The sequence below is a fragment of the Flavobacterium sp. 28YEA47A genome (assembly GCF_041262125.1).
In the GTDB taxonomy this organism is placed as follows: domain Bacteria; phylum Bacteroidota; class Bacteroidia; order Flavobacteriales; family Flavobacteriaceae; genus Flavobacterium.
This window is the reverse complement of sequence record NZ_JBGCCI010000011.1, coordinates 62,082-82,200: the sequence shown is the minus strand read 5'-3', so window position 1 is coordinate 82,200 and position 20,119 is coordinate 62,082. Positions and strand designations below refer to the sequence as shown.

General features: G+C 37.9%; 14 protein-coding genes and 1 other RNA gene. 8 read left to right on the top strand and 7 right to left on the bottom strand.

Going from position 1 to position 20,119, the window contains the following annotated elements:
- Positions 1-17 precede the first annotated feature (17 nt).
- Genes ABH942_RS15130 through ABH942_RS15120 form a run of 3 tightly spaced genes read left to right on the top strand, consistent with a single transcriptional unit; the run spans position 18 to position 4,304 of the window.
- Positions 18-1,745, top strand: coding sequence for a phospho-sugar mutase (locus ABH942_RS15130; RefSeq protein ID WP_370033407.1), 1,728 nt, complete (start codon positions 18-20; stop codon positions 1,743-1,745).
- Positions 1,746-1,765: 20 nt separating this feature from the next.
- Positions 1,766-3,592 (top strand): ABC transporter ATP-binding protein, encoded by a 1,827-nt coding sequence (locus tag ABH942_RS15125; RefSeq protein ID WP_370033405.1) that lies wholly within the window; start codon positions 1,766-1,768, stop codon positions 3,590-3,592.
- Positions 3,593-3,602: 10 nt separating this feature from the next.
- A complete protein-coding gene (locus tag ABH942_RS15120) occupies positions 3,603-4,304 on the top strand; it encodes a DUF2971 domain-containing protein (RefSeq protein WP_140000325.1) in 702 nt (233 codons plus the stop codon).
- A gap of 31 nt (positions 4,305-4,335) precedes the next feature.
- Here the strand turns inward: ABH942_RS15120 and ABH942_RS15115 are convergent, their stop codons facing one another.
- From ABH942_RS15115 to ABH942_RS15105, 3 genes are read right to left on the bottom strand one after another with little or no spacing between them, the layout of a single operon-like run.
- On the bottom strand, positions 4,336-5,064 hold the full coding sequence (locus ABH942_RS15115; RefSeq protein WP_370033402.1) for a hypothetical protein: 729 nt from the start codon (positions 5,062-5,064) through the stop codon (positions 4,336-4,338).
- Between the two features lie 53 nt (positions 5,065-5,117).
- A complete protein-coding gene (locus ABH942_RS15110) occupies positions 5,118-7,580 on the bottom strand; it encodes a TonB-dependent receptor plug domain-containing protein (protein WP_370033401.1) in 2,463 nt (820 codons plus the stop codon).
- A gap of 11 nt (positions 7,581-7,591) precedes the next feature.
- Positions 7,592-9,289: a M23 family metallopeptidase gene (locus ABH942_RS15105; protein WP_370033399.1), complete on the bottom strand. Its 1,698-nt coding sequence runs from the start codon at positions 9,287-9,289 to the stop codon at positions 7,592-7,594.
- A gap of 187 nt (positions 9,290-9,476) precedes the next feature.
- On the opposite strand from ABH942_RS15105, the gene ABH942_RS15100 reads away from it, so the two are divergent.
- From ABH942_RS15100 to rny, 4 genes are all read left to right on the top strand, one after another.
- Positions 9,477-9,767 (top strand): hypothetical protein, encoded by a 291-nt coding sequence (locus ABH942_RS15100; RefSeq protein ID WP_370033397.1) that lies wholly within the window; start codon positions 9,477-9,479, stop codon positions 9,765-9,767.
- A 5-nt stretch (positions 9,768-9,772) separates the two neighbouring features.
- A complete protein-coding gene (locus ABH942_RS15095) occupies positions 9,773-10,066 on the top strand; it encodes a cell division protein ZapA (RefSeq protein ID WP_370033395.1) in 294 nt (97 codons plus the stop codon).
- A gap of 58 nt (positions 10,067-10,124) precedes the next feature.
- A non-coding RNA gene (ssrS, locus tag ABH942_RS15090) (6S RNA) lies at positions 10,125-10,230 on the top strand.
- Positions 10,231-10,280: 50 nt separating this feature from the next.
- On the top strand, positions 10,281-11,846 hold the full coding sequence (gene rny / locus ABH942_RS15085; RefSeq protein ID WP_370033393.1) for a ribonuclease Y: 1,566 nt from the start codon (positions 10,281-10,283) through the stop codon (positions 11,844-11,846).
- 56 nt (positions 11,847-11,902) lie between these two features.
- Here rny and ABH942_RS15080 read toward each other — a convergent pair whose 3' ends face one another.
- The 3 genes from ABH942_RS15080 to xerD form a co-directional block, all read right to left on the bottom strand.
- Positions 11,903-12,301, bottom strand: a complete 399-nt coding sequence (locus ABH942_RS15080) for a response regulator (RefSeq protein WP_370033391.1) — start codon at positions 12,299-12,301, stop codon at positions 11,903-11,905.
- Entirely contained in the window at positions 12,288-13,811 is a 1,524-nt protein-coding gene (locus tag ABH942_RS15075; RefSeq protein WP_370033389.1) for a PAS domain-containing protein, read from the bottom strand. The genes ABH942_RS15080 and ABH942_RS15075 overlap by 14 nt, the downstream gene beginning before the upstream one ends.
- Positions 13,812-13,897: 86 nt before the next feature.
- On the bottom strand, positions 13,898-14,797 hold the full coding sequence (gene xerD, locus ABH942_RS15070; protein ID WP_370033387.1) for a site-specific tyrosine recombinase XerD: 900 nt from the start codon (positions 14,795-14,797) through the stop codon (positions 13,898-13,900).
- 81 nt (positions 14,798-14,878) lie between these two features.
- On the opposite strand from xerD, the gene ABH942_RS15065 reads away from it, so the two are divergent.
- Positions 14,879-15,499: a porin family protein gene (locus ABH942_RS15065; RefSeq protein WP_370033386.1), complete on the top strand. Its 621-nt coding sequence runs from the start codon at positions 14,879-14,881 to the stop codon at positions 15,497-15,499.
- Between the two features lie 73 nt (positions 15,500-15,572).
- On the opposite strand, the gene ABH942_RS15060 is transcribed toward ABH942_RS15065, so the two are convergent.
- Positions 15,573-20,018, bottom strand: a complete 4,446-nt coding sequence (locus ABH942_RS15060) for a GEVED domain-containing protein (protein ID WP_370033384.1) — start codon at positions 20,016-20,018, stop codon at positions 15,573-15,575.
- Positions 20,019-20,119 lie beyond the last annotated feature (101 nt).

Below are 20,119 nucleotides of genomic sequence, written 5' to 3'. Positions count from 1 at the left end.
TTAAATTTTATACCCGAATGCACATCGAACAAAATATATTAGACAAAGTAAACGTTTGGCTATCGCCAATTTTTGACGAAAAAACACATAAGGAAATTACCGAAATGATGACTTCTTCTCCTAAAGAACTGGAGGAAAGTTTCTATAAAAACCTTGAATTCGGAACCGGCGGTATGCGCGGAATCATGGGCGTAGGAACCAACCGTATCAACAAGTATACGCTTGGAAAAAACACTCAGGGAATTTCGAATTATATGAAAGAAGTATTTCCTAATGAACAACTAAAAGTAGCGATTGCATACGATTGCCGTCATAACAGCGATACTTTGGCAAAAGTCGTAGCAGATGTTTTTTCTGCAAACGGGATCAAAGTATACTTGTTTTCTGAAATGCGTCCTACACCGGAATTGTCTTTTGCTTTAAAATATTTGAAATGCCATGCGGGTATCGTCCTTACAGCTTCTCATAATCCGCCTGAATACAACGGATATAAAGTATATTGGCAGGATGGCGGTCAATTGGTTCCACCTCAGGATGCCGACATCATACAAATTATTGAAGCGTTGGGTTATGACCAGATTAACTTTAAGGCCAACGAAAAACTAATTGAATATATAGACAAGAAAATTGACGAAGCCTTTGTCGAGTCGACAATTGAAAATGCTAGTTTTAATACGCCTGCCCAAGCTAAAAAGAACCTGAATGTGGTTTACACATCACTACATGGGACTTCAATTAAATCAATCCCTGAGGTTTTATCAAGAGCAGGTTATACCAATGTCAATATCGTTCCGGAACAGGCAGTTCCTAATGGTAACTTCCCGACTGTAAAATCTCCAAACCCAGAAGAACCAGAAGCATTAACTATGGCTTTAGCATTGGCTGACAAGCTAAATGCTGATATTGTTGTTGGAACCGATCCAGATTCTGACCGTCTTGGTGTTGCTGTTCGTGATAATGAGGGTAAAATGATTCTTTTGAACGGAAACCAATCTATGGTATTGATGACTGCTTTTCTGTTGGAACAATGGCAAAAGGCTGGAAAAATTACCGGAGAAGAATTTATTGGCTCAACAATTGTTTCTACTCCAATGATGTTGGAATTAGCAACAGCTTATAATGTAGAATGCAAAGTTGGATTGACCGGATTTAAGTGGATTGCCAAAATGATTAAAGATTTCCCTGAACTGAAATTTATTGGCGGTGGCGAAGAGAGCTTCGGATTTATGGTTGGCGATGCCGTACGCGACAAAGATGCGGTTGCAGCTACTTTATTGGTCTGCGAAATTGCAGCACAGGCAAAAGCTAATGGCAGTTCACTTTATAAAGAATTACTGAATCTGTATGTTGATTTTGGATTTTATAAAGAATATCTGATTTCGATGACCAAAAAAGGAATTGAAGGCGCAGCAGAAATCCAGACTATGATGCTTGAATTGCGGCAAAATCCTTTAAAAGAAATCAACGGACAAAGAGTTTTAATGGTAGAGGATTACCAGAATTCAACCGCACAAAATTTATTTACAGGTGAAACCGAAACATTGAAAGTTCCAAAATCAAACGTTTTAATTTATTATCTGGAAGACGGAACAAAAATATGTGCCAGACCTAGCGGTACGGAACCTAAAATAAAATTTTATTTCAGTGTGAACGAGCCTTTAGATTCTGTTGAGCATGCTAAAGAGGTTGAAAAAAACCTAGATCAAAAAATAAAAAACATTGTTGCTGAAATGCAGTTGCAATAATTTCAAGCAAACCCGATTCAATGAGCAATTTTAAAAAAATAATCCCCTTTGTCCTGCCCTATAAAAGATATGCTTATCTAAACATATTTTTTAATATCCTATACGCCCTTTTCAGCACGCTGTCTTTCATCTCTCTGATTCCGATGATGCAGGTGCTTTTTGATCAGACAAAGCGAAATACAACAAAACCTGAATTGGAAAGTATTTTCGAGATAACCAAATATCTTGAAAACTACATGAGCTATAAGATCACAACGCTGACAGATAATCACGGCGTGCAGACTACGCTTGCTTTTATGGTAGCAATTATTATTTCGATATTCTTGCTAAAAAACCTGTTTGATTATCTCGCCATGTTTTTCATTACTTTCCTGAGAAACGGAATACTAAAAGATATTAGGAATGCCATGTATAAAAAAACATTGGAGTTGCCTTTGTCTTTTTTCTCAGAAAAACGTAAGGGAGATGTAATTTCAAGGATTTCCGGCGATGTTTATGAAGTACAAACTTCTTTCCTATCCATTTTGGAACTAATCGTTAAAGAACCTCTGACAATAGTTTTTACAATTATTGCCATGTTTACGATAAGCACCAAGCTGACTCTATTTGTATTTATTTTTATTCCGATTTCAGGCTATATAATTTCAATTATAGGAAAACAGCTCAAAAAGAAATCAACCCGTGCTCAAGAAGAACAGGGTGTATTTCTTTCTACTGTAGAAGAAACCTTAGGCGGATTAAAAGTTGTGAAAGGTTATAATGCGGAAAAATACTTTAATAACGTCTTTCAAAAATCAACCTCCCGATTTTTTAACCTGTCTAACAGTATAGGAAACAGACAAAACCTGGCGTCTCCCGTAAGTGAATTTATGGGAATTACAGTAATTGCCGTTTTGTTATGGTATGGCGGAAACATGGTACTTATCGACAAGACATTAGAAGGCGCTGCTTTTATTGCCTATATGGGATTGGCTTATAATATTCTTACGCCAGCAAAAGCCATTTCTAAAGCATCTTACAACATCAAACGAGGAAATGCAGCAGCTGAACGTGTCATGGAAATCTTAGAACAGGAAAATACGATTACTGATATTCCAAATGCATTGGAAAAAGAATCGTTTAAGCAACATATCGATATAAAAAACATCAACTTCAGATATGAAGAAGAAAATGTACTTAAAAACTTTTCTTTAGAAGTAGAAAAAGGACAAACCGTAGCTTTAGTAGGACAGTCCGGAAGTGGAAAAAGTACGATCGCCAACCTTCTAACGCGTTTTTATGACGTACAGGAAGGCGAAATTAAAATTGACGACACCAATATCAAAGACTTGAAGTTAGAATCCCTGAGAGGTTTAATGGGATTGGTGACGCAAGACAGTATCTTGTTTAACGATTCTATAAAGAACAATATCTTATTAGGAAAACAAGATGCTACAGATGAAGAAATCATCGATGCGCTGAAAATTGCCAATGCGTACGAATTCGTAAAAGACCTGCCTAACGGAATCAATACGAACGTTGGAGACAGCGGTAACAAATTGTCGGGTGGACAAAAACAACGTTTGAGTATTGCCCGTGCCGTTTTAAAAAATCCTCCAATTATGATTTTGGATGAAGCTACTTCTGCTTTAGACACAGAAAGCGAAAGGCTGGTTCAGGTTGCATTGGAAAATATGATGCAAAACAGGACATCGGTTGTTATTGCCCACAGATTGTCGACCATTCAGAAAGCAGATAAGATTGTCGTGATGCAAAAAGGCGAAATCGTAGAACAAGGAAATCATGAGGAACTGCTCGCTAAAGATGGAGTGTATAAAAAACTCGTAATGATGCAATCATTCGAATAAGGAACAAAAGATGTATCAGAACAATCCAAATATAAGTCTTCCGGAAAATCTCGACACTGTCGTATGGAAATATTTGGATTTATCAAAGTTCCTTGATCTGTTGTTGTCAAGAAAACTTTTTATGTCACGGTCGGATAAATTCGAAGATCAGTACGAAGGTACGTTCAGCGAACCTACTTTTGAGGAGATCCGGAAGATTTCTGAAAACAATCCTGAGTTTTTGGATGCCTATAAAACGCAACGAAAAAATGTGGTTATCAGCAGCTGGCATATCAATGAATATGAATCTTTTGCTATGTGGCAGATTTTTACCCAAAACAGTGAAGGACTTGCTATACAATCCACTATCCGAAGAATACAGGAGTCTTTGCATTTAGAGAAGCAATATGAACAGCATATTGGCGAAGTCAACTATATTGATTACAAAAAAGAATATATTCCGTTTAACGATGACTTTTTTCCTTTCTTATTTAAGCGAAAGAGTTTCCAATATGAAAGAGAAGTTCGGATTATCTCCAATCTTTCTTCCCATAACCTGACTATAAACGAAGGTGTAAAGATCGACGTAGATATTAATAAAATGATTGAAAAAATATACATTCATCCTAAATCTGAAAACTGGTACAAAAACCTTGTAATCCAATTAGTAGGCCAGCTTGGTTTTGATTTTACTATTGAGAAATCAGATTTGGAAAGCGATATATTAATATAAAAAAATCCCCAGATAATACCTGGGGATTTTTTTATATTCCGTTTCCTATCGGATCATATTTTTCAGTTTTCCAGTCCGGAGAAAGCAGCTCGACATAATAATAATGTACCGCATCGTCTTTGTCAAAAGCTCCGTTCTTGTTGATATCTTCTATGGTTCTGTAATATAGCCTGTTTTGGGCTTCTACAATATTCCAATCAATCAGTTCCTGGTAATCTTCAGAAAGTTTCTGGAAATGTTTGCCGTTGATTTCGCTTATATAAAGACATTTGATATCGTTGGCATCTAATTTTCCGTCCTTATTCGTATCCATATCGACTAACGAATACACCAGAATCTGTTTTCTTGCCTTATCAGCAATCGTATTCAGGAAAGTCACCGTCTGCATCTGGATTTTCTTATCCGTAAGCGGTTTTAGTGCTGTTGAATCGATATGCTGGAATTTTAGGTTTTCAAAATAGCCTGTAAGTTCAAAGCGATTGTAATTGGAAATGGCATAGCTTACAGAATTCGTCTTGCTAGAACCATATGTTCTTGAGTTTCCATCATACACACGCACATCGCCAATGGCATGGATAAGATATTTGGTTCCATCCATATGGATTGGAAGATCGGCAATTTTTATTTGCGAAGAATCTGGCTTAGCCACCACTTTTTCCGGCTTAGTGTCATAAATTACCTTAGGAGTTTCTTCCTTTTCTTTACAACTAGCCAAACAGGCCATTGCCGCTACGAGTATATAGGTTTGAAATTTTCTCATTTCATCAGCTTAAAAGTCATTCAAATATAAAGATAAAACTTCAGAATTTCAATTTATAATCTTGCGGTAAGCTTTACGTTGAAAACTCGGGTCGTCATATAGTTTGGAATTCCATACTGAACTTTCGTGTAAACATCTCTTACCCAAGTGTTTGTTATCGCATTCTGATTATTAAACATGTTGAATATTTCCAATCCAAGCGACAAGTCTTTGAAACGCTTCAACCAGTGTCCGTCAGGTCTTTCGTTATTTCTCTCTGTAAATACATACGAAAACCCTACGTCTGCCCTGCGATAATCACGGAGACGGCTCTGATATACATACGGATCAGCATAAGACGGCGATCCGCCTGGTAATCCGGTATTGTATACCAAATTCAGGTACAATTTCAGATTTGGAATATTTTTCACATAGTCCTGGAACATTATACCAAATTTCAATCTTTGGTCTGTTGGTCTTGCAATATAACCGCGGTCATTTATATTTTCTTCTGTTTTCATGTATCCGAAACTGAACCAGGATTCTGTACCGGGAACAAATTCCCCATTCAAACGGGCATCAAAACCAGCGGCATAAGCTTTTGCATCGTTGTTTGCACTGTAACGGATTCTTACGTTATCAAGCGTATAGGTATTGACATCCGTCATTGATTTATAATAGGCTTCCGTAATCAATTTAAACGGTCGCTGCCACATCTTAAAGCTGTAATCATTGCTCAACACAACGTGGATAGACTGTTGGGCCTTTACATCCGGGTTTACTTTTCCGTCAGCTCCTCGAAGTTCTCTGTAAAATGGCGGTTGGTGATACAATCCTCCTGAAAGGCGGAATACCATATCGCTATCCCAGTCCGGTTTTATAGCAAACTGAGCTCTTGGACTGAAAGTCGTCTGGTTTTTTCCATCTAAATTATCACCGGAAACTTGCCAGTTATGGGCCCTTACTCCAAAGTTATACCATACATCATGCGCTCCTAAAAGGCTCTTTTTGCTCCATTGAACATATCCGGAAAGTCTGTCGATTTTTGTGTAGTTCAAGGCTCTTACGTTTTGATAAGGAACCAACGGTCCTGTGTACGGAGTATAAGGTTGGTCTCGTATTGGTAAATCAATGATTGGTGGATTTAAAGAAAATCCTGCCGAATCAATAACTTCCCATTCTACTATTCTGTCACGAATGTCTTCACGGGTGTATTTGAAGCCCCATTCTATTTTGTTTTCCTTGATATTATGGAAACCTTTTACTTCTGCATTTACAATCAGGGCATCCAAATCATTTCTGGCATGGTTTAACTGCGAACCGATTTCTTGTGTATAGACAATGTTTCCAAGATTTCCGGAACCGATATTGGTATCAAGCTCTCCAAAACTGTAATCAGCTTTGATATCAAAATATTCCTGTTCTTGGGTCAGATAAGCCGACGCAATAAATTTCAAGGTAAAATCTTCGCTTGCTTTGTAAGTCGTTTTTAAAGCTCCAAAATAAGTCTCGTATCTGTCTTTTTCCTGTCCTTCATAAAAAACCAATAATGCTTTCGGATCATCAATCGTTCCGAAATTGGTCTGTCTTGTCAGAGGTTCGTAATTGTAACGGTTTTGCGAGATATTCCCAAGAAAACTCAACTCCCATTTATTGTTTGGGTTGTAAGTTACGTTGGTCTGTATGTCGGCAAAAGTAGGTCTGAAATTGGTTTCTGTTTCCTGACTGTTTACCAAAAGGCTGTTGTCTCTGTAGCGCACTCCTGTTATGGCAGCCCATTTTTGATTTTTTGATGCTGCTTCCACCATCAAGCTACCTCCTAATAAACTTGCTTCGAGAGAAGCCCCGAAACTTTTTGGCCTTCTGTATGTAATATCTAATACAGAAGATAATTTGTCACCGTATTTGGCCTGAAACCCTCCGGCTGAAAAATCTACATTCTGGATCATATCCGTATTTGTAAAGCTCAATCCTTCCTGCTGACCGGAACGTATCAAAAAAGGACGATAAACTTCCACTTCGTTGACGTAAACTAAGTTTTCATCATAATTCCCTCCTCTTACATTATAACCGCTACTCAAATCGCTATTGTTATTTACGCCTGGAAGCGTTTTCAAAAGGTTTTCCACACCTGCATTGGCACCGGGAATTAATTTAATGTCGCTTGGAGAAATATTAGTAATTCCTTCAATCCTTTTTCGGTTATCATAAATTTCAACAACACCAATCATTTCAATCTTTTTGCTAAGCACCGGATTGAATTCAAAATCTTCATTAGGTTTTAGTTCAATATCCAAAGAGGCACTTTTGTTTGACAAATGCGTGAAAGTGACTGTAATTTTTTGATTGGCCGGAACGGTCAGGATATAAAATCCGTTTTTATTAGAAGTAGCAGATGCATTCTTATAGCTGATATCAGCATCTTCAACCGGTTGGTTGTTTTCATCTAAAATAACACCCTTAATTCTGGCAGTTTGTGCAAATGCGGCGACGCTTATAAAGAAAAAAAGAACTGCAGCTAAATTTTTTGTTTTCAAATTATACTTTTTTATTGTTGTTGACTTCTAAAAAAATGCGACTCAAAGGTAGCAGAATTTCCCATATTATCAGACACAACTATTTTTAAATCATTTCTTCCCTCATTGCTAATATTGTCTTCGAAATTATAGGAAAGCTTTTTGGTTTTGTAATCATATTCTAACAGAATCCATTTTCCGTTCAGATATCCGTTGTATTCTGCTATCCCGGACATATTATCCGAAATATAGATTTCCAAAAATTGCTGCTTGCTAATCCATTTTCCTTCCACAAAATTAGGATTGCTGATTTTTGGTGCAATTGTGTCCTTTGCTAAAACGAATTGACCTAAATCTTTAGTATATGTTGTAAAAATATTTCCTTTTCTGGTGGTCTTATTAAATCCGAGACGCTTTCCTTCTTTTGAGGCAATAAACATTTTTGACCTGTCAGCTTCCGAAGAAGTCTTGTCTTCAAAAGTAATAGTCATATTGTTATGTACCGGAACGGTTTCATTATGAAGGTAGAGAATCGAATCTTTTACGTCAAAATCAATATAGAAATCTTCATAAAAAGTACCGGCAGGAATAAAAACAGACACATTATCCTTAGCATAACTGTTGTCTTTTCTTGCTTTCAGGAAAAATCCGCTACGTTTTTCTTCTTTAGCCACCTTGACAGGCAGAGCAGAATATTCGATCGGAATATTAATTATGCTTTTGTTTTTATTAAAATCTGAAACTTCTACCTGAAAATTCTGATACAGGTTTGGAGCAACGTCAATTATTCCATAGGTATTATTAGCAGTGATAATACTTAAAAGATAGGGTTCTATCATAAAAAGTTTCTGTACTCGTTGTCCGGTTCGTTTGTAACGCGGATAATCAATCAATGCGTTGATATAACGCCCTTCATCAAAACCAAAAGTATCAAACTGGTATCCGAAAAAAGGCTTTCCATTGCTCAAGCTCTGCACTTTAAAGACACCATTCTTGTTATAGCTGTTATCAAAAAGGTCATAGGTATTGACACCAAACCCTATTTTTCCGTTAGCCATAATTTTTTCAGCAATATAACTTCCGTCTTTTTGCTGCGAAAGGTTGAGCTCAATCGGTTTTTGTATCTGGTTTACACTGGAACTGTCACCAATAGGATAAACAACCAAGCTGTTAATTACCGGCGGCCTTGTATCTTTTATCTGAATATCGAACCCGAAAAACATCGGATTGATTATTTTTTCTGTTTTGGAATCCCGAAATTCAAAATGCAGGTGCGGGCCGCCAGATCCTCCGGAATTACCAGACAATGCAATAACATCTCCTTTTTTAACGACCAATTCATTTTCCTTAGGAAACATTTCAACCTCAAAAGATTTTTGGGCATACTGCATCTTTTTAATATAGGCTTCAATTACAGGCGAAGCTTTTTGAAGATGTCCGTAAACCGTAGTATAGCCGTTAGGATGCGTAATATAAATAGCTTTTCCGTAGCCCCAGGTAGAAATCTTGATGCGCGACACATAACCATCGGCAGCCGCATACACGTTTAATCCTTCTTTTTGCTGTGTCTTAAAATCAAGTCCTGTGTGGAAATGATTTCCTCTCAATTCTCCAAAAGTTCCGGATAAATAAAGCGGTATATCTAAAGGTGAACGGAAATAATCTTTCGGATAGTCATTTTGTCCAAAAACCGAAATCGTAAACAATAAAAATAACAGGCTAAATCGCATAGTAAAGGTTTTTGCTAATATAAAAAAAAGAGTAAACAAACTGGACAGAAAAACCGAAAATTATAACTCCTTACTTCACAAATTATTACATGAAAAGCTTCATTAAAAAAGAGAATTTAAGGAAAAATATTGCAATATTTAAATAGGAATAGTAACTTTGTAAATTATGTAATGAATATTGACCCGGATGAGTGAAATTGCGCAAATCATTGATACTCTTGAAAGCAGGCTTGAAAAACTTATCGCGAAAATTGAGGGTTTGGAAAAAACATCACGCGAACTGCAGCAGGAATTAGATCGGGCAGCAAACGTGATGCAGAAGCAATCGAAAGAGATTGAAACATTGAAAGCGCAGCAGGACACGCTCAGAATGGCGAATTCATTACTAGGCAGTGAAGAAAATAAAAGAGATACAAAGCTTAAGATAAATTCATTAATCCGTGAAATTGATTACTGTATAGCACAGCTTTCTGATTAGCAATTATGGACGAAAAGCTTAAAATTAAAATATCAATCGCAGACAGAGTCTATCCTTTAACGGTAGATATGTCACAGGAAGAAGGGCTGCGAAGCGCTTCTAAGAAGATTGACTTGATGATTAAGCAATTCGAAGAAAATTATGCTGTTCGTGACAAACAGGATGTTTTGGCAATGTGCGCCTTGCAATTTGCATCGCAATTGGAGCAAAAACAGATTGATTCTTCAGCAGAAAATGTTGAAGCCAATGAAAGACTGAAAAAGATTAATGATTTATTAGCAAACTATCTTGACAAATAAAAAAAGACGTTCTTTAACATAGACTAAAATACTGCCTACATTAGTTCATATTTGATAAACTCAACACTAACAAATTAGAATGAGCAAATCGTCGCTACTAAAGCAAGCTGCCTTGAGCAGATCCTTGAACAGCGAGTTAGCTCAAAACTTGTCTTAACGAGTTTATACAAGCAACCTAATGTAGGCTTTTTTTATATATAAACATTCAACAAACATGGACAGTACATTAGTTATAATTATTTCAGGAATCGTAGGCATCGCGGTAGGTTTTGCAGTTGCAAAAATCATGGAAAGAAGCAACGTTTCCAACTTAATAAAAAACGCTAAGAAAGAAGCCGCATCTATTTTAAAAGATGCCAAGGCAGAAGCGGAGACCAATAAGCAGCATAAAATCCTGCAAGCAAAAGAAAAATTTATTGAACTTAAGGCCGAGCACGAACAAGTAATCCTGGCAAGAGATAAAAAGATAGCAGAAGCAGAAAAAAGAACAAGAGACAAAGAATCTCAGGTTTCTAACGAATTAGCAAAGACCAAAAAAGCTACAGACGACCTTGAGTCTAAAATCAGTGATTACTCTAACAGAATCGAAACTCTTGAAAAAAGACAGGCTGAAGTAGACAGACTACACAAAAGCCAGGTAGAACAATTAGAAGTTATTTCCGGTTTATCTGCTGAAGAAGCGAAAAACCAATTGGTTGAAAGCCTTAGAGCTGAAGCCAAAAGCGGCGCCATGTCTTATATTCAGGAAACCCTTGAAGAAGCTAAGCTTACAGCACAGCAAGAAGCTAAAAAAATCATCATCAATACTATTCAAAGAGTTGGTACAGAAGAGGCGGTTGAAAACTGCGTATCTGTTTTCAACATTGAGTCTGACGACGTAAAAGGTAGAATCATTGGTCGTGAAGGTAGAAACATTAGAGCTTTAGAAGCTGCTACCGGAGTTGAAATTATTGTTGATGATACTCCAGAAGCGATCATCCTTTCTTGTTTTGACCCTGTTCGTAGAGAGATTGCCCGTTTAGCGTTACATAAATTAGTAACTGACGGACGTATCCACCCGGCAAGAATCGAGGAAGTTGTTGCTAAAACAGCCAAACAGATTGACGATGAAATTATTGAAGTTGGTAAACGTACCGTAATTGATTTAGGAATCCACGGATTACACCCTGAATTGATTAAGGTTGTAGGTAGAATGAAATACCGTTCTTCTTACGGACAAAACCTGCTACAACACTCCCGTGAGGTTTCTAAACTTTGTGGTATTATGGCAGCAGAATTAGGTCTGAACGTAAAACTAGCTAAAAGAGCCGGATTACTACACGATATAGGAAAAGTGCCTGATACAGAAAGTGATCTTCCACACGCATTATTAGGTATGCAGTGGGCTGAGAAATATGGTGAAAAAGAAGAAGTATGCAACGCGATTGGAGCCCACCACGATGAGATTGAAATGAAATCACTTCTTTCTCCTATCGTTCAGGTTTGTGATGCTATTTCAGGAGCACGACCAGGAGCCAGAAGACAAGTGCTTGATTCGTATATCCAGAGATTGAAAGACCTTGAAGATATCGCTTACGGTTTCCAGGGAGTAAAAAGCGCCTATGCTATCCAGGCAGGTAGAGAATTGCGTGTTATTGTAGAAAGTGAAAAAGTTTCTGACGATAATGCTGCTAACCTTTCTTTCGACATCTCTCAAAAGATACAGACAGAAATGACTTACCCTGGTCAAGTAAAAATTACGGTTATCAGAGAAACCAGAGCCGTAAATATTGCGAAATAACAATATCAAATAAGTACAAAAAAAGCTCCTCAAATTGAGGAGCTTTTTTTATGGTATTAGTTTAAGAATATCCTGCAGATGTCTTCCAAACAGACAGGTTTCAGGAAATAGTCTTGTATTTCATTAGGAAAATCTTTTGCCTTGTTCAGATCAAAAGGACTGTTTGAAGAACTCACCATATAGATAACGGTTTCTTTGTTCAGCGATCCTTTTATTTTGCGGAACTCTTCCAGAAACTGCCATCCGTCCATAACCGGCATATTGATATCCAAAAGAATCAAATCCGGAAGCGTTGTGCCATTTTTAGAATTTTCTTTCAAGCCTTCTATAGCATCATGCCCGTTTTCGAAAAATCTTGAATTGACTTCAATATTATTCTTCTTCAATAAATTTTTTAATATAAAATGATAAACTTTATCATCATCAACCACAAAAACATCATTAAACTTTTTCATTAAAATATATTTTAAATGCAGTACCCTCTCCTACTTTACTCTTAACTTCTATTTTTCCTCCCATGGCTTCAACCTGATTTTTTGTAATGAAAAGGCCAATTCCTCTGGAATCCGGATGCTGGTGAAATGTCTTATACATTCCAAAAAGCGAATCCTTATATTTTTCCAAATCGATCCCCAGGCCATTATCCGAAATTGTCAATACCTTCTTACCGTTTTCATAAGTAAGCTGATACGTAATTTCTAACCTTCTGTCCGGATTGGAGTATTTTATTGCATTGGTCGTAAAATTCAAAAGTATGCTTTCCAGATAAGCCGGGTTATAATTAATATGGATATCATCTGGAATCAAACTGATAATTTTTACATCATGTTTGTTTATCTTCTCGCTTAAGACGTTTAATGTTCGCTGAAAAAACTCATTAAGATTCAAGTTTTCCCTGGCAATTTTTATTTCGGTGTGTATGCTTACTAATTCGTTCAGGTGCTCGATCGTTTGTGTCAGGTCATTTGAAATAGTTCTCAAATGCTGTAGCGTTTCTTCTCTCTCACTTGAATCCTGAATATCATCTACCAAATCCAAAAGCATTGTAAAATTTCCGGCATGCGAGCGCAGGTTATGAGAAACAATATGGGCAAAATTCAAAAGCCTGCTGTTTTGTTCGCTTACAATATCCAGCGTCCTTTTTAATTCGTCTTCTCTTTCCTTTTGGGAAGAAATATCCGTATGCGTTCCGATAATCCTTAACGGTTTTCCTGATTTGTCACGTTCAATTACTTTTCCGCGGTCAAGAATCCATTTGTAGGTTCCTTTTCTGCCTTTTACCCTGTGTAGGTTTTCATACACATCGGTTATTCCTTTCAAGTGCAGATCGATATCGGAAAGATATTCCTTCTGATCGTCCGGATGTACTTTAGAAATACAATTCTCAAAAGAATTGACACCTTCCGTTTCATCCAAATCCAAAATCTTCATGGATTGTTCTGAATAGAAAACCGTATTATCTACAAGATTCCAATCCCAGACACCTCCCATAGAAGCTTCCAGTGCAAATTCAAAGCGTTTTTCTGATAAAACTAACCTCAACTCTTGTTCCTTATTTGCCGTTATATCGGTAATTCGGCCATAAAACACAACACTTCCGTCCTTCATAGCTTCCGGCTTGGCTGAACCTTTCAGCCAGCGGATTCCTTTTTTAGGAAGCAGAACTCTGTATTCATGGCTCCATCTTGTTAATGTATCCCTTGATTTTAATACTGATTTTAAAAAACCTTTCACATCTTCTTTAAGAATACGATCCGTAATTACCGGACCGGCATCATGTTCCAGAAAGTCTTTTTCAAAACCATAGATTTCCATGGCAGAATTACTTACAAACGGCATGCTGTAAGTGTTATCTTTCTCAATTTTAAACTGAAAAATCAGATCCGGGATTTCTCTCAGAAGCTTTTCATAAAATTGATTCGATGTGTACGATTCTTTTGAATTAACGTAATTCTCGAATGCCATTAAGGGTTAACATATTGGTTAGGTGCAACAAAAGTATATACCAAAACGTCAACTCTTCATTAGAAAAACACAAAATCGTTTAACGGTTATTTTCTTGGATGAAATGCATTCATGACATCTGTAAGGTGTCTCCTGTCAAGGTGTACATAGATTTCTGTAGTGGTAATTGATTCATGTCCGAGCATCAATTGAATGGAACGCAGGTCGGCACCATTTTCAAGAAGATGTGTGGCAAAAGAGTGCCTGAAAGTATGCGGGCTGATTGTTTTTTTTAGGTTTATTTTTACTGCCAGATCCTTGATAATGGTAAAAATCATTGCTCTGGTCAACTGCTTTCCTCTCCTATTTAGAAACAAAGTATCTTCATGGCCTTTTTGAATATCGAGATGTGACCGAACCGACGTCTTATAAATATCGATATATTTTTGCGTAAGATTTCCAATCGGAACAAAACGTTGTTTATCACCTTTTCCTTTTACTTTTATGAAACCTTCTTCAAAAAACAGATCAGAAATTCGGAGTGATATCAGCTCCGAAACCCTAAGTCCACAGCCATATAAGGTTTCCAGCATAGCACGGTTTCTTTCACCTTCATTAGAAGTAAGATCAATGGCAGCAATAATTTTATCTATTTCATCTGTAGACAAAGTATCGGGGAGTTTTCGTCCTATTTTGGGGATTTCCACAAGTTCCATTGGATTATCATTCCGATAATCCTCAAAAATCATATAGTTGAAAAAACTCCTTAATCCGGAAATTATTCGTGCCTGCGAACGGGGATTTATAGTTTTAGAAATCTCATAGATAAATTGCTGAATGGTTTCTTCAGAAATTGAAACAGGATTTTCATTTATTTGATTCTCAGACAAATACAAAACTATTTTTTCAATATCAAAAGTATAATTATCAATTGTATTTTGTGATAATCCTCTTTCGATCTTCAAAAAAGATTGGAAATTTTTAATATAAGTCGCCCAGTTTGCCATCTGTCAAAGTTATGTTAATAATACTGTGCTGGCATAATACATGCTCCTATTATCTTAACAACTAACAAAAATAATTTAATTATGAAGCTATTAAAAATTATTTCGACAAATGTGTTGTTGCTTGCCGGGATGGCAACTTATGCACAATCTACACAATCCACAGGTTCATTTAACGAAGCAGGATTTGGAGTAAAAGCCGGTTTAAATTATTCTACAGTTACAAAAGGGGACTTTGACGAAGGTCCGGATGCCCGAACAAGTTTTTATGTGGGTGCTATTGCGGAGATTCCGCTTATTGACAATTCCTTCTCCATACAACCGGAGGTTATTTATTCGCGACAAGGATTTAAAAGGGATTATTCGTTTTTGGGAAGTAATTATACCGCAGAGTACCAATTGGACTATATTAATGTTCCGATATTGGCAAAACTTTACATCGTAAAAGGCTTCAGTATTGAAGCCGGCCCGCAGTTCGGATTTAAGATCAATGAAAAAGTCGATCTGGACAATAATGATGGCAATGCCGGAGAAGATCTTAATGAGGTCAACGATTTTGACATGAGTTTAGCTGCCGGACTTACTTTTCAGTTTGATGGTGGTCTGTTTATCAATGGTAGGTACAACCACAGTTTTAATGAGGTTGCTAAAGATACCGGTGCAAAAAATTCTGTTTTCCAAGTCGGTTTAGGATTTAAATTCTAACTCAAATTACAAATAAAAAACAGCCTTTGGGAATAACTCTCAAAGGCTGTTTCTATTGAATGCGGATACAGTTCTAATACAGTATTTTTTTGGAAACTTTTATTCCTTCAGTCGTAAAAACCTGAACAATCAATACCTGATCTGTTGGAGGCAGGCTCTTGATTATTTTTTCAGAAGCATTGATTTTTTGACCGTCAAATAATAATCTTCCCTGAATATCAAAAACTCTTATGGCATCAATTGTGGCCAACCCTGATGTTACGACAACATCTTTGTCTTTTTTATAAATCACGATACTTTCCGGATTAAATTCAGGTATTCCCAATGCTTCATTCCTATAAACTATCTGGAATCTGTTATCAAATGTCCCGATACCAGCCGTAAAGCTATACGGACCCGATTTCAGGTTATGGATTGCATTCTGAAGATTGTCTTTCAGATAAATATCCTGGCTGACAAACAATCCGTCTAACATATCAAGGCTAATTGTAAAAGTTCCGGCAATGGTTGTCTTGATTCCCAAATTGACTATGTCAGTGTTATCAAACGGAAGCGCACGTCCTTGTATTGCCAGTTTTTGTGTGTCAGTTATAGAATAAATACTAACATGATTGCCACCAAAAAGATTACCGTCAAAACCTCTATCCAGACCATTGGTAGCTCCTCCAATATACCCGACCAGCGTTTGATTAAAAGCGCCCTGACTATTTCTTAGGTTCAGCCAGAACCTGTTTTTTTCAATTCCTGAATTGGCAGCATTCCGCTTATTAGGATTCATGGTTCTGAAAAAACGGTTGTTTTCATCCTGGACTCTCATATTGTTTGTAAACCTGGCCGGAAGATTCCCAAGACCTCTTACAAAAAATGCCTGTCCGGAAGCCAGATACTTCGTTGGTGTAGCTCCATTAAAATTATCACTTATTTCAGGATTTAAAGGATCTGGTGTTGCTGGCGATGTGGCTACTCCACCTAATAAATTATAGGTTGCATAGTCATTTGCTGTGTAATTATAAGTCTGATCACCCGGCACTACATCGCTTGGGGCAGAATTGTGCGTCCATAGATAAATTGTTCCGTCTAATGCAGAAATATTACCAACATAAGAAAGGAATGCATCCAAATCTATTGCAGACGGATAAGGGTTACCTATCAGGTTCCATTTATAATCTGCAGGTAAAGTACTTGTATTTCCATAAACCGGAATCGTAATGTCTCCATTATTTGGCACTCCTATAAAAGAGGCTTCGTATTGTACAGCAGCCGTTGTCGAGAAACTCTGAGGCGCTCTTACAATATAACCTTTTGCATCTGTCATGGTAACATTGCCATTCATATGCGTCAGCCAGGCCTGGCTGACCGGATTCCAGCTATAATACTTGTCTGCCATTGTTGTTGGAGACAAATTATGGAGCGTTTGTCCTGCTACCGGGGATGCCCAGTATGTAAAATCAAGTCTTTTAACCGGTTGTGTTCTGCGTTTTGATCTGATTATACCAATATTGGTATTGGTTGTACCTGCAGTTTGCAAAAGGCTTCCCGTATCTTCAAATGTAAGTGTAGCCGCTGGATTTATCCTAACCTGATTTCTCACAGTAACGGTATTGTCAGCATTAATCACCACATTTCCGCTGTTTACCTGAAGTAGGCATCCTGAAATATCGCCGGTAGAACTATAGTTTCCATTAAAAATTATCTTTTCGGTTCCGGCTGTAGGTGGTGTTCCTGAACTCCAGGAAGTACCGTTCCATATATTTGAACTTCCGGAAATAATTGATGTGGCAGTAGCTTCACATCCGGAGCCATTTGTTACAGTAGCCGTGTAAGTCTGTGCCGTATCCGGATAAGCATATACGGTTGTAATATTTCCTCCTGTATAAGGAGTTGTTAAAGCTGAATCAGTATACAATCCGGCGATTGGAGTCCACGCTACTGGTGAAGGAACAGAAGTTCCTGTAATCCTAATGTCATCAATATTCCAGCCATTGTTCCAACCTGAATTATATCTGAATCGGACTCTCAGATTAGGCTGATTGATATAGGCAGAAAGGTTAATATTTACAGAGGCAAAATTTGTCGGAGTTCCCTGGTCGCTGGTATATGTTTGTATTGGTGTCCAGATTCCATCTAAGTCACCATCTGTATTCACTTCAACAATAGCCTGATCCGGAGCTTCATAATTATCGTAGTCATAATAATGTCTGAAAGTGAGGGCCAACGTGGTATAATTATAGGTACTGATTGCTGCGCTCATACTTAATGCATTATTCGAAAAACCATTAATATCGTAATTGGAGTCGATCGCTCCAAAGCTGCTTCCTGAGTTTATCGTTTCATAGCTAATATATACACTCGGGCTATCTTCAATGTACCAATATCCGTTTGCAGACGAACCATAATCCTGTAACATCATTAACGTAGATGTCGATACTTCAAAGTTTTCATAAAAAAGAGTGTCGGTTGTTCCGGAATTGTTTCCTGTGGCAACCAGTTCGATAACTCCATCACACAAACTCGCAGCAGCTGGCGTTACAGATGATGAAGGAGCAGGATAAACAAAAGCGTTTACTGGAAATCTCGGGCTTTCGCAAACTCCATTATAAGCTGTTACATAATAGGTTTTTGTAACGTTCAATGACGGTGTCACAAACGAGCCGGTAGGTGTAATTGCCACAGGACTTCCGCTGCTAATGTATTCATACCATCTGTATTCTGTCGTTCCGGCTCCGCCTACTGCAGTCAATGTCACCGTTCCCGGTCCGCAGGTTCTTCCAGAGGTAGCCGTAACCGTATGCGAGCATGACGGGATTACGGTAATCAGATAGTCTTCTACTTCACCGTTGTTGAATGAGGCCTGACAAGGATTGTTACTGGTATTTCGTATCAATTTTATCCTGATTTTCGTTGTTCCAATAGTTGCTCCGGCCGGCACCGTAACTGTTAACGTATAAGTACCGCTACCAGATGCCGCGACAGGTCCGGCAACAAGTTCTCCCGCATCGACCATATCTCCGTCCTGGTTCCAGTCTGCAAAAAGATAGAGATTATCATTATTATGTCCGTTGGAAGTGGTTACCCTAATTGTTGATGTTGCAGTTCCTTGCATTACTGACGCTATAGAACCCAAATTTGAATAATCTCTATAATTCGTTTGGACGCTTGTATTTGTAAATCCTCCCGAAACCACTCTTGAAATATATTCGTTATTATTAGTTGATGTTGATGCACAATAACATATTGTTGCATTGGTAGTAAAACTCCATGTTGTTGGCGTTCCTGTTGTGGTGCCGCAGCCATTTCTTGGCACGATTCTCCAATAATAAGTTGCAGACGCTGCCAATGTTCCTGTACCATAACTGGCTGCAGTTACATTAGCTGTAACGGTTCCCGGCAAACTTCCGGCTCCAAAATAAACATCATAAGAAGTTGCTCCCGCTACAGCTGTCCATGTCAGAGTATTCACAGCTCCTGTTCCTGAATAGCAGACATTTGTTGCGGCATTGGCAGGAGAAGGTCCTGTTGCGGTGCCCGGTGTAGTATTTATTGTGGCTGTTAAACTTCCGGAATTTGTACTCCAGCAGCCTGTCGTATTGTTTTGGGCACGGATATAATAAGTTCCACTTGTCGTTACATTATAAGTAGCTCCGCTATTTGCAGTCGAAGTACCTGTTGCTGTGGTCTGCCAATACCATGTTACTCCTGTAGGTGGAGTACCTCTTGTAAGGGTCACACCCGGAGAAGCACATTGCGGGGAATTACTGCTCAGAGTGGTCGGAGTGGCCGGCAAAGCGTTTACTGTAAATGATGTACCAGAAGTTGCTGATCCTCCAGAAGTAGTCACAACCACATTGCCAGTTGTGCCGGTACCAACAGTAACTGTAATTGAAGTTGCTGTATTAGCAGTAATTGTAGCCGCTGTACCACCAATGGTAACATTACTGGCATTGGACAAATTGGTTCCTGTTATTGTCAATGAGCTTCCAACGCAGCCGTTGGTTGCGCTTAAATTTGTGATTGTTGGAGGAATAGGCAAACTTAATAGCGTGACTACAATATTCCCACCATTTCTCGTTCCATTTGCGTTACAGTCATATTCATTAAGTTGTATTCTATAAGTTCCTGAAACAGTAGGCACGAAGTCAATAGAAGCCCTACTACCTGTACAAGCAGGACCATCATCATCATTATATCCAACCACTGTACCTCCAGTATTTCGTATAGTCATTTGGGTATCATAAGTAGAAGCACAACTCGAAACTCTATAAGTTGCGCCAGCTTGCATAGTTGTTACGGCAAAATTTCTCCGTCCTGCATTATTCCCTGCAGGTGAACAGGAAATACTATTCCCAACAACTGTCGGTGCTGCCGTTGTGCATTCCGTATTAGCAGTATAGGCTGCACATTGTCCAAAACTTTCATGTGCTGTAAAAAAAACAAGCAACATCAAAATCAACTGAAGAATTTTTGCACGGGGAATGCTTTCAAATTCATCAATTGATAAATTTTTGTAATTATTTTTCATAGTCTAGGGGTTTAACATCGAAATTTATGACAAAACAAAACCGTTTTAACACAAATTCAGACCGCTAAAAGTATTTTTGAAATAATTACGACCAACTACAT

Excerpts from the sequence above, each read along its gene's own strand:
- ABH942_RS15130 (WP_370033407.1), top strand. The coding sequence starts at position 18 with ATGCACATCGAACAAAATATATTAGACAAAGTAAACGTTTGGCTATCG.
- ABH942_RS15125 (WP_370033405.1), top strand. The coding sequence starts at position 1,766 with ATGAGCAATTTTAAAAAAATAATCCCCTTTGTCCTGCCCTATAAAAGA.
- ABH942_RS15120 (WP_140000325.1), top strand. The coding sequence starts at position 3,603 with ATGTATCAGAACAATCCAAATATAAGTCTTCCGGAAAATCTCGACACT.
- ABH942_RS15115 (WP_370033402.1), bottom strand. The coding sequence starts at position 5,064 with ATGAGAAAATTTCAAACCTATATACTCGTAGCGGCAATGGCCTGTTTG.
- ABH942_RS15105 (WP_370033399.1), bottom strand. The coding sequence starts at position 9,289 with ATGCGATTTAGCCTGTTATTTTTATTGTTTACGATTTCGGTTTTTGGA.
- ABH942_RS15100 (WP_370033397.1), top strand. The coding sequence starts at position 9,477 with ATGAGTGAAATTGCGCAAATCATTGATACTCTTGAAAGCAGGCTTGAA.
- ABH942_RS15095 (WP_370033395.1), top strand. The coding sequence starts at position 9,773 with ATGGACGAAAAGCTTAAAATTAAAATATCAATCGCAGACAGAGTCTAT.
- rny (WP_370033393.1), top strand. The coding sequence starts at position 10,281 with ATGGACAGTACATTAGTTATAATTATTTCAGGAATCGTAGGCATCGCG.
- ABH942_RS15080 (WP_370033391.1), bottom strand. The coding sequence starts at position 12,301 with ATGAAAAAGTTTAATGATGTTTTTGTGGTTGATGATGATAAAGTTTAT.
- ABH942_RS15075 (WP_370033389.1), bottom strand. The coding sequence starts at position 13,811 with ATGGCATTCGAGAATTACGTTAATTCAAAAGAATCGTACACATCGAAT.
- xerD (WP_370033387.1), bottom strand. The coding sequence starts at position 14,797 with ATGGCAAACTGGGCGACTTATATTAAAAATTTCCAATCTTTTTTGAAG.
- ABH942_RS15065 (WP_370033386.1), top strand. The coding sequence starts at position 14,879 with ATGAAGCTATTAAAAATTATTTCGACAAATGTGTTGTTGCTTGCCGGG.
- ABH942_RS15060 (WP_370033384.1), bottom strand. The coding sequence starts at position 20,018 with ATGAAAAATAATTACAAAAATTTATCAATTGATGAATTTGAAAGCATT.